Here is a 14,515-nt window from a genome sequence, read left to right as displayed (position 1 = left end):
CAGCATGTATCACTTGATAACTATCACACCAGCAGTCACTGACTGTCCGCTACACCAATGTAAGGCTAATCATAATGACCCCAGTAATTAGAGTCGCCATCGCCGGTTACGGCAACCTCGGCCGCGGCGCCCAAGCCGCCATTAAGCAAAGTCCAGACATGCAGTTAGTCGGTGTATTTAGCCGCCGAGAGCCCGCCTCCGTCACCCTGATTGACCCAAGCGTGCCCGTGTACGCCATGGACGATATTGCACAATACAAAGATGATATAGACGTGCTGATCTTATGTGGCGGTTCCAAGTCTGACTTGCCGGAGCAAGGCCCAGCGTTCGCTGGCTTATTTAATATCGTCGACAGCTTTGATACTCACGCTAAGATTCCTGAATACTTTGCAGCACTTGATACGCCTGCTAAGAAAGCGAATAAAGTCGCTATGTTGTCCGTCGGTTGGGATCCTGGGCTTTTTTCTATCAACCGCTTATACGGCGAAGCTATTTTACCGGTCGGCGAAACCTATACCTTCTGGGGCAAAGGCTTAAGCCAAGGGCACTCAGATGCGGTACGCCGCGTAGATGGTGTTAAATCTGGCGTACAATATACGCTTCCCTCAGAACCTGCTATGGCACGAGTACGCAATGGTGAGCAGCCAACCTTAACCACCCGTGAGAAGCATACCCGCGAATGCTATATCGTTCTGGCAGACGGAGCTGATGCCGATGCCGTACGCAACACCATAGTGACCATGCCGGATTATTTTGCCGATTACGACACTACAGTGAACTTTATCGACCAACAGACTTTTGAGTCTGAGCATCGCAGCATGCCCCATGGCGGCTTCGTCATTCGCAGTGGTGTAAGCGGCATTGACAATAAGGAAAATAACCAAGTATTGGAGTTTTCATTAAAGCTCGGCAGTAACCCTGAGTTTACCGCCAGCGTGCTTGTGGCCTACGCCCGCGCCACCTATAAGATGAATGTGGCAGGGGAGACCGGCGCGAAAACCGTGCTCGACGTCGCACCGAGCTTATTGTCACCTAAAACACCAGCAGAGCTGCGTAAAGAACTGCTGTAAACGCTCGCTCTGAGCTAAAAACAAAAAGGCACCAAACCATTAAGGCTTGGTGCCTTTTTTTGATCTACTCTTTGGTGCTGCTACCTTAGCTTGTGTAACGCTGTTTGTGAAATTTTGGAGATAAAGTCTGCAAACCACTTTAAGGTAGTTCTCTTGACTCATTTAAAATAATTTTCTAAGATAAACACTACACTTTACACGGCTTAATCTTTAACACTATCTACCCAAGAAAATTCTTCCATAATGCGCAGCCATTGACTGTCTAATCCCGCTTTTAGCAACAATGGCGCACCGGTGACCGGATGGCTGAGCGCTAAACTCTGGGCATGTAGTAGCATACGCTCACAGCCATATTGAGAACGAAAAAACCGATTATGCCGTCCGTCGCCGTGGCTGGTATCACCCACGATGTGATGGAATACATGTCTCATGTGCCGACGCAACTGATGCTTGCGTCCGGTCTCGGGTGTTAAACGCATGAGACTATAGCGGCTAGTGTCATGCTTTTTTGATACAGCAAACGGCAGCTCAACTTGTGCTAAACTCTGCCAATGAGTCACCGCCTCTTGAGCAGGTTTGTCCAAGTCGGCAAACTTATCGGCAATGGCATCGGGCTGAAAGCTCAATGCATAATCCACAGTGCCCTGTTCTGGCATAAAGCCGCGCACCACAGCCAAATATTGCTTGGTAACTCTGTGTTCAATAAAAGCTTCATTAAGGCTGCGTGCCACGTCTGAGCTCTTGGCAAACAACAATACGCCTGAGGTCGGTTTATCCAACCTATGCACCGGAAATACATGGCAACCTACTGCATCACGGGTGAGTTGCATGGCAAAGCGTGTCTCGCCTTTATCCAGCCAACTGCGATGTACCAACAGACCGGCCTCTTTATTAATCGCCACCAAAAATTCATCTTCATAAATAATATCTATTTGGTTAGCGGTGTCGCTTTCGATAGTCATGTTTTGAGTGCCCATATTTTAGATACTCTAATTATATATCTTTTTTATCGCACCCTACCAAGTCACGTATAAAGGTCTTCCAATAATTTTACCTATATTCTTGTCTATGCCATAATTTTTTCTATAACATGACGTTTAAACTCTCTCACTTCTTTAAAGTGATCAAAAATAGTTATCAAAGTTTATTATAGTATAGCTATTTTAAACCCAGAATAATTCAAAATAAAAGGCTCTAACCGATACTTGAGTACCGCTTAGAGTCATTATTAAGTAATATGACAATGAGAGCATTAAAAATTAGTGAGCAGCGTTCTTAATAATCATCGTCAGAGCTTTCTAGGAGACGACTAATCTAGGCGACTACTAATAATTTTGCCAGTCATGCTATCGACAACGACTTTGTGTATCTCATTACCTTTAGCGACCTTGATCTCATAAACTGACTTGCCATTGTCAACATCAAACCCTGCTTTAATGACTTTTCCGTTTACATTTTGAGTGGCTTTTTCCATTGCTTGGGTTAGGCTAACTTTAGCCTGTTTCATCGCTTTGTATTCTGCCATATCTTCTCTATCAAGCTGATTTTGTTTAGCGCTTAACACCTCACTCGTATCCGCATCGATTCTTATTTTATATTCGGTATTATGAGCGATGAACTTAACGTCGTATATACCCCCTGCCGAATAACCCTTTTGGTCAAAATCTGCACTGACAAGATCGCCTTTAATCGTTTTATTGCCAATAGCAATGGCTTGCTCAAGGCTGATTTTACTTTGCGCTGCTGCTACAGCTTCACTAACCTTTATGTTTGGAGTGGCGGCTTGTGCAACAGAAATAGTAGCGCTGCCAACCGCTACAATACCAAGTGCCATAACGATAGACTTGCTAAACATTGATAGGGTTTTCATGATGTTCTCCTTGTCTTTGAGGTTTTACAAGCTGCTGCATCAATCAATCCGCATTAAAGAATATAATAAAATCTTAGCATGTTAAGGATTGATTTAGTTGTTGTATTTATTGGGAAAGTATTAATAATAGTACAGGTCAACTCTTAACTAAACCTTAAGCTTTCTATCGGAAATCAAAGAACTCATAATGAATATTCTTAGCAGGAATGCCATTTTCCTTCATTAATTCCTGTACTCTTTTTAAAAGACCTTTTGGACCACAGAAACTAATCTGAATACTCTTTGGATCAACTTCACTGGCTGCTTGGCGAATGGTATTGGTCATAGCATCACTGCCACTCGGGTTGGCTACTAACTGGACGCCTGACTGGTCAGTTATTTCCTGCATACGCTCAACACTAGGAAAAGCGCGAGATGGATCGAAACAGTACACCAAAGTGGTACGTTCAAAATGACCGATGGTTTTATCCTGTTGCCAAGCAATAAAGGGTGAAATTCCTACTCCTGCACCAATCCAAATTTCATGTTTTGCACCTGCTATACGTTTAAAGCGACCGTAAGGTGCATAAATATCTGCCAACATACCTACTTTGGCTTGTTCATTTAGCTTTTTCGTATAATCACCTAATGCTCGAATCACGAAATGGATATTTCCAGTATCAGAATGGGCATTGGCTATGGTAAACGGATGTGGCTCGCGCAACCCTGATTCTTTAAGAGAAATAAAGGCAAATTGACCTGCCTTGAATGGAAATTTCTTACTAACTGGCTCAAATTCTAAATGTATCGCTGCTTTACCATGGGATATAGCGGCTAACTTGTATTCGCCAGCTTTGGCAACGAAGGGATACAATAGCATTTTATACAGCGCTGCAATCACGCCTACTGTGCAAAGCACTGCCAACCAGATGCCTGATGGGCTCGTCAATGTGATAGGTGACTTAATGCTTAACCAATGCAGAATGACAATCAGAAAAAGCGGGCCTGAGAATTTATGCAACCAACGCCAGTTGCCATAAGGGATTTTTCGATTCAGCGCCAGTAGGATAATTAAACCTAGGACGACAAAGCTAAGTTGACGCACTACACGCGTCCAATATTTAGGAAGTTCTAGAATAGGAGCAAGTTCCCAAGTATCCAGTTCAGCTTTAAAAACGAAATGATAGACGGCGAAAATAAGCGCCCATATACCAATCCATTTATGGGCTTCATAAACTCTGTCCAGACCACCAAATAGCGATTCAACACCATGCCAACGGCTAGCAAGTATGCATGAGCTGGCCATACACGCTAACGCTGAAGCACCTAATATCAAACTGGCGGTTGCTGAGGTTGCCCACGTTTCAGAGGGGATTTGCATGAGCACAGTGATTGACGTAATGAGCACGATGCCAACGATAGCTTGCCAAGCTTTTATAGCCATAATAATTCCCCTAGAAATTATTTTCTTGAAATTAAGAAAGCTTGATTTACCAAGTTTATATTTATTGAGAAAGTATCAATGATAATACAGGTTAATTCTTAACTGACCCTTAAGCTTCATATATCAGATATAATAAAAAAACCAGAAATTATTAAATTTCTGGTTTTTTAGTATCATTGAAAAGTAAACTGCTATGTACACTGAGCTGCTGTAACTAAAGTAGACTACTGATAACAATAGCCTACAGCCAAATATTCAAGTTCTCACTAGGGAACAGAACTTATTCAATCAGTTGAGCAATTACCACCTCATTAAATTATGTCGGTGCGCTATACAAGAATCGATGTGGCAGATGTATGAAGCATCTCGGAATTTTCATACTCTCTAAGATTGTTGAATCTCAAACAATCCCAGCGTGGTTCAGCATACGCATCAAAGAAATACTTTTTATGGTATTCACTTGTCCAATAGTTATATTGATAATGTCGCAAACCTAGAGAGCATAAGAAGCTTACTGCAAACATCAATATAAACCATAAAATATGCGGCGTCTTTTTAGTAAAAAAACGGTACAGCATTAAAAAGGCAGTAAACTGTAACAATGGCATGATTAGATAATTAAAATACTAAAAGAGTATCATGTGGGGATTATTTGCATAAAAGATGGTAAAAAAGGGGAAGTAATACCCGCTTTTTTATGAATGTTTTTTACTAGGAAAGGTCATGCTTCTTCGTTTTATTGCGCGTCATAGCACATTAATTATGCCAGTTTGCGCCATTGTGGGCTTTGTTTTTCCAAACTTATCCAATGCGGTATTGGTATATTTACCTCAAATACTGTTCTTCTTGATGTTTTTTACTTTACTGGGTATCGACCAATATGCACTGTTAAAGCGTATAGCGACAACCTATGTGTGGGTTTTTGCCTTGTTACAGAGCGGAGGCATGTGTCTAGCTTTAATATTAATTGCTTATGCACTCGGTGTACGTGGCGATTGGCTATTGGCGATTGCAGGTCTTGGTGCCACTGCCCCATTGTTTGGTAGTGGTGCGTTGGTCAATGCGGTGGGGTTTGATGCACAACTGGCGACGGCAAAAACTATCGCTGCTACGCTCGTTATGCCATGTACATTATTAGGCGTATTGTGGCTGTTAGGCAATGAAAATGCGCATATAGACGTTGGTATGTATGTCAATCGCTTGTTAGTTTATATTGTTATGCCAATGGTGCTAGCTGTGGGGGTGCGTCGGTTCGTTTCACCTGCTATTTTGTTACGTTATTATCCCAAAATTGGACAGTTTAATATTTTACTGCTGATGTTGTTTCCATTGGGACTGATGGCAGGGTTTCGTACCACTTTTGACCATGATCCATGGCAAGCGCTGTTATTACTGGTGCTAAGTTCGGTATTGGCACTGGTGTTTTATTTTACGGCTTATATCATATATCGGCGTTTTGGCTATGAAAATGCCATTGTCGCTGCGCTGGTGTGTGGCGGACGCAACGTATTACTAGCTTACACCATAACTGCCCCCTTTATGGGTGCGGTATTTTTACCGTTACTGGGTGCTTTTCAATTACCAGCATTTTGCTTGCCCTTACTGGGCAAATATATGGCAAAACGCCATACAATATAATACTCGACCTATGGATTTAAAAGCAGGTTTTAAATCCTTGAGTCTATTAAATTTTCACTTAAGGTAACTTTGATTGTTACTCATTCAGGAATATCGACTGGCTCACCAGTCTTAGGATTTCTACCCTTTCGAGCGCTCCTTCTGACTTTCTGAAAGGTAGCAAACGCTATCAATTTTAATCTTTCATTTTCTTCTAATTTATCTAAGCCTTCAGCAATTACTTCTAGCACTGAATTTAAGATAACTAAACTGCCGCGGCATTGTCGGCATAGCTATGCCGAACCAATTAAGTACCTTCATTGGTTCGGTTCCTACATTGGGAGCCGAACTTGATAGGTGAGTTGCTAATATTTATATTATTAACTGTAAATTGTTGCTTTCAGTGTACATCACAGTGTACTTATTGATGATATTTCGAAGTTTTTCGATGGATTCGACCTCAAGTCGAGAGTGTGAAGCAATTTACCTTAAACTTTTAGAAACGCTCTGACGTAAATGTGCATATGTCATTAGACCCTGTATCAGCATGAAAAATGTCCATCACACCAATAAATTAGAGAAATTTTTTAATTATTCGTCATAGTATATATCAAGATAATTAAAACAGTCATGTGAATAATTTGGGTTGGAACAAAAGCAAGTGCGTATTGAAAACCACCAGTAATTGCCGCATTAATTGATTTAGAAATTGCATGTGTCGCTAAACCTAATAATAAGGCGAGCAATAAAATAGGGTTAGTTGGGTTCCCTTGCATGACTACGGCAGCCATTGCTGCATGTACTTCAAACATAGAACTAAGTACGGTTCCTGCAATAAGACCTGCGTCACCCAGCCATAAACTTAAACCATAAACAAGTACTTGAATAATAGTAAGTGAAACTACAATGATACCCGCTTCTTTTAAACTAAACATGGGCGTATCCGTTAATTTAACTTTCTCTCCGGATCGAGGTTTTCTCATCAACCATATTGCAGGAATAATTAAAATTATAATGGCAATAATAGATGGGAATAATAAAATTTTAAGCCAACTAAAACTTACACCTGCAACAATAATAAGAAGTTGTACCACTGTTGCGACACAGGATATAAGGGCAGCTCCAGCATTTTCTTTTGCATCTGCACGACCCTGACGAACTTCTATTCCAAGGCTCGCAACGCAGGCTGTACTGGATACAAACCCCGATGCTAAAGCAGATAAAAACATGGCGTGGCGTGATGGTAGAAGCCTCTTTGCCATATGTGCTAGTGCTTGAACTGCTAAAATCAATGTCAATAATTTTAAAATAATATAAGGATTTAGTACTGAGCCCCAAAGAGCCCTATTGGGGGTTAAAGGAAGTGCAATTAAAAGTAAAGCCAGTAAAAAGATACCATCTTTGAATTCACGCTCAGTAATCCATCTAACCGCTACTCCATGCATTGAATGTTTTGTCAGTAAAAGGAAGGTAAGGACTACTGTAAGTGCAGCTGCATAAGAAATATGCCATAAGCATAGTCCACCTATAAAATAGGTGAGTATAAAGGCAAGTTCAGTGGTTACACCTGGATCTTCAATTTGTTTATTAGTAGAGATAATACTTATACCACCTACTATCAATGCACCTATGATTCCCATAAAAAAACCGAAAGAAAAACAAATTGCCCCTAATAGACAGCAAATTGCAAAAGATCTAATACCTGCAAAGCTGTGTTGATTTTCACGTTGTTTGCTACGCTCTCTTTCTAGACCAATGAGTAGTCCGCAACCCAGTGCTGCAGTAGATGCAGTCATTAAATTTTGGACAGGTTCAATCGTAAATGTATTAACAATTATGAAATTCATCTCACTCTCCATGACCCCTGCTGTCAAGTCCGTATAACTAAACTTGGGAGGTTTTGATTACGCAGCATGACGATAAAAATCAAACCACACCTGTCTTGGCGATCTATACCATTAAAGACTGCCTAGAATTTAACTCTATCATTACGAATATGGAATTGAGCCGTTTATTCTTTAGTAGTTTACGTATAGTATAATTACTAGTTTTTAGGGAGATAATAAAAGATCATCAGAGTACTTACGAATTACATAATAAACAAACCAAATCTAGAGCAACTAGTCTCTCTGTACTGTATTTATAGTGAATGTGTTGTTATTTGCGGCATTAAATGAATATCTGGAAAAAAACTATGCTATCACATCGCTCAAATGAAAAAGAAATTCTCGATTTAGGTCCGGGCAACTACACCGCGGAAGAATTTATTCATTGTCAAAAAATGCTATTTCGCATCAACCAAATTCTTGGAACCTTTCACGGGACAGTGAATGTTTTGAAGAAAAGTGGGGAAAAAGCGCATGTGATGGACGTTGGTTGTGGCGCAGGCTTATTTATTCTTAATCTCAGTCGTCATTTTCCAAAGATGACATTCCATGGCATTGATATCTCGTCTGAAGCGATTGATATGGCTGATCATGAGAAGTCCGTATTTACATCGGATACCTCAAATGTGAAATTTGAGAAAATGGCTGAGCCTAAATTAACATTTGATGAAAATAGTGTTGATATCATTTTGGCAACAATGGTTTGCCACCACATGAGCAACGAAGAAATTATTGCCTTTTTCAAACAAGCATTACGCACCACAAAAGACAAAGTCATCATTAATGATTTGCACCGCAACCCTATTGCCTATTGGTTTTATTATCTTTTCAGTCCAATCTTATTTCGCAATAGGCTCATCACCTATGATGGACTTATCTCCATCAAACGCGGCTTTATCCGTCAAGAATTAATTACCCTGTTAGAACAAGCAGGAATGAAACATTACCAAGTTAAATGGTGTTTCCCATTTCGTTGGAGGGTTATCATTTGGAAGAAGAAGTAGTCATTATCGGTGGTGGCGTTGCGGGACTATCGTGCCTAAATGCATTGCTGGATCAAGGTATAGCGGCGCTATTAATCGAAGGCTCAACCATCGGCACACCTAAAATGTGTGGCGAATTCTTAGCGCCGATTGCGGCACAGCAACTACAGCTTTGGGATGTCGATCCTTTTATCCCCATTCCTCATGCCACATTTTATGCTGGAACTAGTCAATTAGATATTCACTTCACCAAGCCCTCTGCTGCCATATCAAGAAGTGATGTTGAGCTAAAGTTAGCTGCACGAGCACGCAGACTTGGTGGACGCATACGTGAAAACACTTATCTAGAACACACAACACCCGCCACTGAGAGAACGCCATTTTACTTTAAATTATCCACAGGTGAAATCATTGAGGCTAAAAGTGCTTTTTTTGCAACGGGTAAACTTAGCAACAACACAGACAGTAAAAAAATCACTCTGCCTTATTTTGGTTTCAAATTGCATTTTTCCCATACCGAAAATGATCATAGTCTTAAGATGTTCAGTCTGGATAAAGCCTATTTGGGAATTGTTCCAATCAGCGAGACAATAAGTAACTGTTCCTGTTTGGCAAAACGAGAAGCGGTTGATGCTGCAACTTCGCCGAATGAATACTTTCAGCATCTGACACAATCTCATCCTGTGCTTAAAAAGCTATTCAACCCACTTGATCTTAGTGCTATCGATATTATGTCTGGTCGCGCACCTGCATTCACTCAAAAAACCCCGCCTAACTGGCCTAACAGCTACTGGATAGGGGATGCAATAGCGTCGCTTTACCCTGCGATTGGCTCTGGATTTGCGCATAGTGTTGATAGCGCTATTCAAGCGGTACAGTTTTACTTAAAACAACAACCTGAGCTCTATCGTATCAACTATTCGAAATCGATCAAAACAAAAGTACTATTAGGCAACGTATTTAACGCCGCATTACTGCAACCAAAGGTGGGTCAATCGGCTCTTCCTCTACTGAAACGATCACCTAAGCTGGTGAACCTTGTACTCAAAAAGCTTGATTATGTTTAATTCGGCTGGTTTATCTTAAGTAACATTGATTCTAAGGTTAATCCAGGTCCAAAAGCGCAACTAAAAATAGTTTCTTGATGATTCTTAACCGTCAAATTAGCCATCAATTCTTTCAAAACAAACAAGATGGTGGCTGATGACATATTTCCATAGTCACGCATCACATGATAAGCATGCTTGTTTTTGTCTTTTGTAATATTCAACGCTGTTTCACAAGCTTGCAGTATTTTCATGCCGCCTGGATGAATTGCATAGTGATTAACATCGGTGATCGCTTCCTGTCTCAATAGTTTCTCCATAAACTCCGCAATCCCTGACTCAATCACTTCTGGAACATAGGATTTTAAAACAATATCAAACCCTGAATCTCCTATATGCCATGCCATATCTTCGCTGGTCTGTGGTAATAAATCACAATTGAAGGCCTCGATCGATAGGCTCTTCCGATTCTCAGCCATAGGCTGAATCAATGCCGCTGCTGCACCGTCTGCAAAAATAGCATTTGAAACTAGATGATCCAAATCATCATCATTTTGAAAATGCAGACTGCAAAGTTCAACACTCACAACTAAAACAACAGCGTCTTTATTCGCGCGACAGGCATCATCTGCCACCTTCAACGCGTTAAAGGCACCGTAACATCCCATAAAATTGATTGCCGTGCGTTTGGCATCGGTGCGTAACTTTAATTGCTGCACAATTTCAATATCTAAGCCGGGCGCATACATGCCTGTACAACTGACTGTAATAACATGTGTGATATCGGCGAATGTGGCATTCGACTGCTCCATACATTGCTTGATAGCAGAAACGGCTAACGGCAGCGCATGCTCTTTATAAAGCTCCATCCGTCCTGCTGTGGTTAAATCAGGTGATGATACGTCACTTCTGGAATTTGAGAGATGCCCCATATCGCTGAGCACACTATGCCGCGATTCAATACCCGTCGCATTATAAATAAATCTAAGCAGTCTTTTTTTTGCGGGAATCAAGTGCAACCGTTCTGCAATGAGCTCTGCGGCTTCACTTTGCGTAAATTTATGCTGCGGGACTGCGGTTCCAATGGCGGTAATACTGCTTTTCATCCTGAAATCCTGCTTTATAAAAACCGAATAACAGTATTACATGTTTATTGCCACCAACCCTATTAAAATATAAATACTATACATTTTCTGACACCAGCATACTTTTTAGAACACCACCTTAAGTCTTAGTAAGCAAGACAATTAGCCGATATTTTGAAGCTTGCATAGCGCACCGAACGTACTCCCATAACAAACGTTATGACAAATGATTTTGGATAGAAGAAGTCGGTTTTCACTGTTTCTGCTGGGGTATAGGTTAACGATAGGGTGGTTAAAGTGGTTTTACGGCATCAGTTTATTTTAGGTAAACTATTAGCTAAATTATTGGTTTTGATAGCTAGCCTCACTGGAGCATGGTATACGAAACGCAAAAACCGTAGTATATAACTAGTACCTTTACTTAAAAGTCATCATTAAAATTTCCCGTCCCGCACTACCAATAAATTAGAGTTGTATCAGTCATTGTTAACGCATAAATAATCCACCATTCATATCCCACGTTGACCCCGTCACCCCAAACGCATCACGTTGCAGTAACTGAGCGACAATATTTCCAATAAAACTGGGACTACCCAAGGCTTTTACAGGGATAATATTTTCTAATAAATGTTGCAGTTTATCAGGCGGAACCAGCTCATATACAATTGGTAAATCTATAGGACCAGGGGCAACTGCATTCACGGTAACGCCATTTGCTGCTAAATTGCTCGCAAACACCTTGGTCATGGTCAGAATGCCACCTTTGCTCGAAGCATAATGGACACTGGCTGCCGCACCGCCGTTTTGACCTGCTAATGACGCCATATTAACAATACGACCGTAACCTTTTTCTGCAAGATAAGCGCCAAATACTTGGCAACCAAATAACGTACCGCGCAGGTTAACGTTGATAACCTTATCGAACTCCTCGGCAGATACCTCCATTACAGGCGTCATTAAAGTAAGCGCTGCGTTGTTAACAAGACCGTTCACTTGTCCAAAATGCGCTTCGACATTCAATAATACTTGCTCAAAATCCTGTTTTTTGGTCACATCTAACTTAAACCCAACCGCAGTATCACTATCAGGATCGAGTTTCCTGGCTGTCTCGATTGCCTTTTGCTCATTAACATCGGTTATTGCTACGCGAAAACCGTTACTGATAAGCGCTTTGGCGATATATTCACCTAAGCCTTGTGCAGCACCAGTGATTACAATGACATCTTTCATTATGGCTCTCTTTTAATAACTTTCTCTTCACAAGTGAACTATTCAGGAACAACCAATTCTCTACCGATACGGGCTTCAATCTTACAATATTTCCATAATTTATAAGTGCCGTCACCAACAGGAACCGTTCTAAAGAAGTTACAAGCGGCGATAATGGTTTCGATATCTGGTACGTCAGCCATGATATAAGCCATCCAAGGCGCGGTTGAGACGGCGCCTACTTGTAGACGGTCGTCATCCATAATACCTAGAATGTTTAACCCCGGTAATTCGTGAATGTTCTGTATCATTTGGCTAAATGCCTGCCAAACTTGCTTCATCTCTTCTATCGGAGCATCCATAAAGTTTTGGTTAATACCTATACAAAATAATACGCGGTGTGATTCTAGCTTTTCCATTGAGATACCTTCTTAAATTGGTTTTAGACTGAAATAAAAAGTAAATGGCTGATGATACAAACGACGGTTACGATAGCGCTGAGCGATTATTTTAAACACTTTATCAGAACCATTTTTTACTTAATTAGAATATAGAATCTGTCTAAATGAGGATTCAGTTTTTTGTAATAGTCTAGTAATTTAAAGTCTCTCTACTTTTAAAAGGTGTGAACATTTGGTCATGTAGATGAGTTATATCTTGATAGCCACTACATGTTAAGTAGCTAGCGTTTTCAGATAACCGATCAGTATAGGTTGTTTGTCATAATTATTTGTTATGGAAACAATGGCAGCGTTAAATCAAGCGCTAGCAGACAGAAACAAGCCCAAAGAAGTGATTCATCATAGCGATCGCAGCGTTCAGTATCTATCCATGCGCTATACGAATAAAATGGCTGATTGCGGCGTGATTACTTTCGTTGGCACAACAGGCGATTCATACAATAATGCCTTGGCTGAAACCGTCAACGGGCTATATAAGTCTGAGGTGATTTAGTACCTAAAAGAGTAGTGGCATGTGGTGAACGATGTTGAACTGGCAACCCTTGAATGGGTGGCACTGCGAGCACAGCTCTTGTCTTGCGAAGCTAAATCGATAATTAATCGATTTTTAACGCTTCTCAGGTTTAATAAAGCCCGACTGCATAGTGCAATTGGTTATGTCTCACCTTTTGAATTTGAAAAGCGGTATTATGATAATTTAACCCTGTCAGACATTACTGCCTGATTCAAGTAAACCAGTCTCTGATATAGTCGGGGCGGTTCATTGCAAAAGATCCCGGTTTCGATAGACCTGCGCGGCTTAGGTGTCGCCTCGCGCCGTTCAGAAAGTCCTACGCGATCGTCAGCCCGCCAGATCAATACCCTTAGAGAGTTCGAATATGATCCTGAAACTTAATGTCAAACTCCATTATCGGCTCTCCGCACCGATGGATCTTTTGCTTCAGATCGAAGCCGCCGATCTTGTGGATCAGCGGCTTCGATCTGCCGAGATTTGGACATCAGACGTTGCGTATTTTTCACGGGTCGCCGCCGATGATGACATAGGAGAGCGGATTTGGATCCGAGCCGAAGGGGATTTTAGCTGCACTTACATCGCAGAAATTGCCGTTGACCGTCCTGCCTTGGATATATCGGCACTGCCTCAAGCGCCCCTCCATCTTTTGCCCGGAGAGACGATCAAGCATTTGATGCCGTCTCGCTATTGCCCGTCAGACCAGTTCCAAGCCTTCGTGGACGCCGAGTTTGGCAATCTTGCAGGTGGCGCAAGGGTTACGGCGATGCGTGATTGGATCGAGTCGAGGTTTAGCTATGTGCCTGGATCGAGCAACGTACAAACTACCGCACTCGATACCTTTGTTCAACGTCAGGGCGTATGCCGCGACTTCGCGCATGTTCTCGTGACACTAGCGCGCGCGTCGTCGATACCGGCCAGGTTCGTGAGTGTTTATGCACCCGATGTAACGCCACAGGACTTTCATGCCGTGGCCGAGGTCTATCTCGCGGGGAGCTGGCATCTCATTGATCCGACCGGCATGGCAGATGCCGACACGATGGCTCGCATCGGTGTTGGATCTGACGCGTCCAGCGTCGCGTTCTTAACCGCGTTCGGATCCATGGAATTGGTCAACCAATCGGTATCCGTGACCAGACAAGTTTAGTATCCTGACCCTAGGCCTGCGTTTAAGCCAATGACCGCCGCCATAATAGGCGTGAGACGGCAGTGGTCTTGCTCAATCGGTTTCGCGCTCTTCACGTTCTTCACTCTGCGGATCAAGGTCTTCGTTCAACGAATTAAGGACACGGTAGGCATGACATGTTGCGTGTCCAAGAATAAGCAAGATCAAGATCTGCTACAAACGAGTAAC

13 protein-coding genes and 1 pseudogene are annotated in these 14,515 nt (G+C 41.8%); 6 read left to right on the top strand and 8 right to left on the bottom strand.

The window, feature by feature from the left end:
• Nucleotides 1-74: 74 nt before the first annotated feature.
• Entirely contained in the window at nucleotides 75-1,070 is a 996-nt protein-coding gene (locus H2245_RS11235; protein ID WP_182407500.1) for a diaminopimelate dehydrogenase, read from the top strand.
• Nucleotides 1,071-1,273: 203 nt separating this feature from the next.
• Here H2245_RS11235 and truC read toward each other — a convergent pair whose 3' ends face one another.
• The 3 genes from truC to H2245_RS11220 form a co-directional block, all read right to left on the bottom strand.
• On the bottom strand, nucleotides 1,274-2,032 hold the full coding sequence (gene truC, locus H2245_RS11230) for a tRNA pseudouridine(65) synthase TruC (protein ID WP_182407498.1): 759 nt from the start codon (nucleotides 2,030-2,032) through the stop codon (nucleotides 1,274-1,276).
• A 347-nt stretch (nucleotides 2,033-2,379) separates the two neighbouring features.
• On the bottom strand, nucleotides 2,380-2,940 hold the full coding sequence (locus H2245_RS11225; RefSeq protein WP_182407496.1) for a PepSY domain-containing protein: 561 nt from the start codon (nucleotides 2,938-2,940) through the stop codon (nucleotides 2,380-2,382).
• 163 nt (nucleotides 2,941-3,103) lie between these two features.
• Nucleotides 3,104-4,363, bottom strand: a complete 1,260-nt coding sequence (locus H2245_RS11220; protein WP_182407495.1) for a ferric reductase-like transmembrane domain-containing protein — start codon at nucleotides 4,361-4,363, stop codon at nucleotides 3,104-3,106.
• Between the two features lie 723 nt (nucleotides 4,364-5,086).
• Here H2245_RS11220 and H2245_RS11215 point away from each other — a divergent pair.
• Entirely contained in the window at nucleotides 5,087-6,001 is a 915-nt protein-coding gene (locus H2245_RS11215; protein WP_182407493.1) for a lantibiotic ABC transporter permease, read from the top strand.
• 80 nt (nucleotides 6,002-6,081) lie between these two features.
• Here the strand turns inward: H2245_RS11215 and H2245_RS12240 are convergent, their stop codons facing one another.
• Nucleotides 6,082-6,231: an HU family DNA-binding protein gene (locus tag H2245_RS12240; RefSeq protein ID WP_404944681.1), complete on the bottom strand. Its 150-nt coding sequence runs from the start codon at nucleotides 6,229-6,231 to the stop codon at nucleotides 6,082-6,084.
• 336 nt (nucleotides 6,232-6,567) lie between these two features.
• The gene (locus H2245_RS11205) at nucleotides 6,568-7,827 is read right to left on the bottom strand and encodes an MgtC/SapB family protein (protein WP_182407492.1); all 1,260 of its coding nucleotides are present in this window, start codon (nucleotides 7,825-7,827) and stop codon (nucleotides 6,568-6,570) included.
• A gap of 347 nt (nucleotides 7,828-8,174) precedes the next feature.
• Here H2245_RS11205 and H2245_RS11200 point away from each other — a divergent pair, with 347 nt between their 5' ends.
• On the top strand, nucleotides 8,175-8,870 hold the full coding sequence (locus tag H2245_RS11200; RefSeq protein WP_182407523.1) for a methyltransferase domain-containing protein: 696 nt from the start codon (nucleotides 8,175-8,177) through the stop codon (nucleotides 8,868-8,870).
• On the top strand, nucleotides 8,855-9,916 hold the full coding sequence (locus H2245_RS11195) for an NAD(P)/FAD-dependent oxidoreductase (protein WP_259365203.1): 1,062 nt from the start codon (nucleotides 8,855-8,857) through the stop codon (nucleotides 9,914-9,916). Before H2245_RS11200 ends, H2245_RS11195 begins: the two co-directional genes overlap by 16 nt.
• On the opposite strand, the gene H2245_RS11190 is transcribed toward H2245_RS11195, so the two are convergent.
• The 3 genes from H2245_RS11190 to H2245_RS11180 all read right to left on the bottom strand — a co-directional run bounded on the left by H2245_RS11190 (nucleotide 9,913) and on the right by H2245_RS11180 (nucleotide 12,608).
• Nucleotides 9,913-11,001, bottom strand: coding sequence for a type III polyketide synthase (locus tag H2245_RS11190; RefSeq protein WP_182407488.1), 1,089 nt, complete (start codon nucleotides 10,999-11,001; stop codon nucleotides 9,913-9,915). The two genes, H2245_RS11195 and H2245_RS11190, sit on opposite strands and share 4 nt — an antisense overlap.
• A 465-nt stretch (nucleotides 11,002-11,466) precedes the next feature.
• Nucleotides 11,467-12,210: an SDR family NAD(P)-dependent oxidoreductase gene (locus H2245_RS11185; RefSeq protein WP_182407486.1), complete on the bottom strand. Its 744-nt coding sequence runs from the start codon at nucleotides 12,208-12,210 to the stop codon at nucleotides 11,467-11,469.
• A 38-nt stretch (nucleotides 12,211-12,248) separates the two neighbouring features.
• Nucleotides 12,249-12,608 carry an IacB protein gene (locus H2245_RS11180; RefSeq protein ID WP_182407485.1) on the bottom strand — a complete coding sequence of 120 codons (360 nt, stop codon included), beginning with the start codon at nucleotides 12,606-12,608 and terminating at the stop codon, nucleotides 12,249-12,251.
• A 331-nt stretch (nucleotides 12,609-12,939) separates the two neighbouring features.
• Between H2245_RS11180 and H2245_RS12235 the strand changes: the two are divergent.
• Both H2245_RS12235 and H2245_RS11170 read left to right on the top strand, forming a co-directional pair.
• Nucleotides 12,940-13,155, top strand: a pseudogene (locus H2245_RS12235) (IS3 family transposase); the annotation flags it as partial.
• Between the two features lie 373 nt (nucleotides 13,156-13,528).
• Nucleotides 13,529-14,308 carry a transglutaminase family protein gene (locus H2245_RS11170; protein WP_182407482.1) on the top strand — a complete coding sequence of 260 codons (780 nt, stop codon included), beginning with the start codon at nucleotides 13,529-13,531 and terminating at the stop codon, nucleotides 14,306-14,308.
• Nucleotides 14,309-14,515 lie beyond the last annotated feature (207 nt).

Source organism: Psychrobacter sp. GP33 (genome assembly GCF_014119005.1).
GTDB lineage: Bacteria > Pseudomonadota > Gammaproteobacteria > Pseudomonadales > Moraxellaceae > Psychrobacter.
This window is presented reverse-complemented; position numbering and strand designations above follow the sequence as displayed.

Excerpts from the sequence above, each read along its gene's own strand:
- H2245_RS11235 (WP_182407500.1), top strand. The coding sequence starts at position 75 with ATGACCCCAGTAATTAGAGTCGCCATCGCCGGTTACGGCAACCTCGGC.
- truC (WP_182407498.1), bottom strand. The coding sequence starts at position 2,032 with ATGACTATCGAAAGCGACACCGCTAACCAAATAGATATTATTTATGAA.
- H2245_RS11225 (WP_182407496.1), bottom strand. The coding sequence starts at position 2,940 with ATGAAAACCCTATCAATGTTTAGCAAGTCTATCGTTATGGCACTTGGT.
- H2245_RS11220 (WP_182407495.1), bottom strand. The coding sequence starts at position 4,363 with ATGGCTATAAAAGCTTGGCAAGCTATCGTTGGCATCGTGCTCATTACG.
- H2245_RS11215 (WP_182407493.1), top strand. The coding sequence starts at position 5,087 with ATGCTTCTTCGTTTTATTGCGCGTCATAGCACATTAATTATGCCAGTT.
- H2245_RS11205 (WP_182407492.1), bottom strand. The coding sequence starts at position 7,827 with ATGAATTTCATAATTGTTAATACATTTACGATTGAACCTGTCCAAAAT.
- H2245_RS11200 (WP_182407523.1), top strand. The coding sequence starts at position 8,175 with ATGCTATCACATCGCTCAAATGAAAAAGAAATTCTCGATTTAGGTCCG.
- H2245_RS11190 (WP_182407488.1), bottom strand. The coding sequence starts at position 11,001 with ATGAAAAGCAGTATTACCGCCATTGGAACCGCAGTCCCGCAGCATAAA.
- H2245_RS11185 (WP_182407486.1), bottom strand. The coding sequence starts at position 12,210 with ATGAAAGATGTCATTGTAATCACTGGTGCTGCACAAGGCTTAGGTGAA.
- H2245_RS11180 (WP_182407485.1), bottom strand. The coding sequence starts at position 12,608 with ATGGAAAAGCTAGAATCACACCGCGTATTATTTTGTATAGGTATTAAC.
- H2245_RS11170 (WP_182407482.1), top strand. The coding sequence starts at position 13,529 with ATGATCCTGAAACTTAATGTCAAACTCCATTATCGGCTCTCCGCACCG.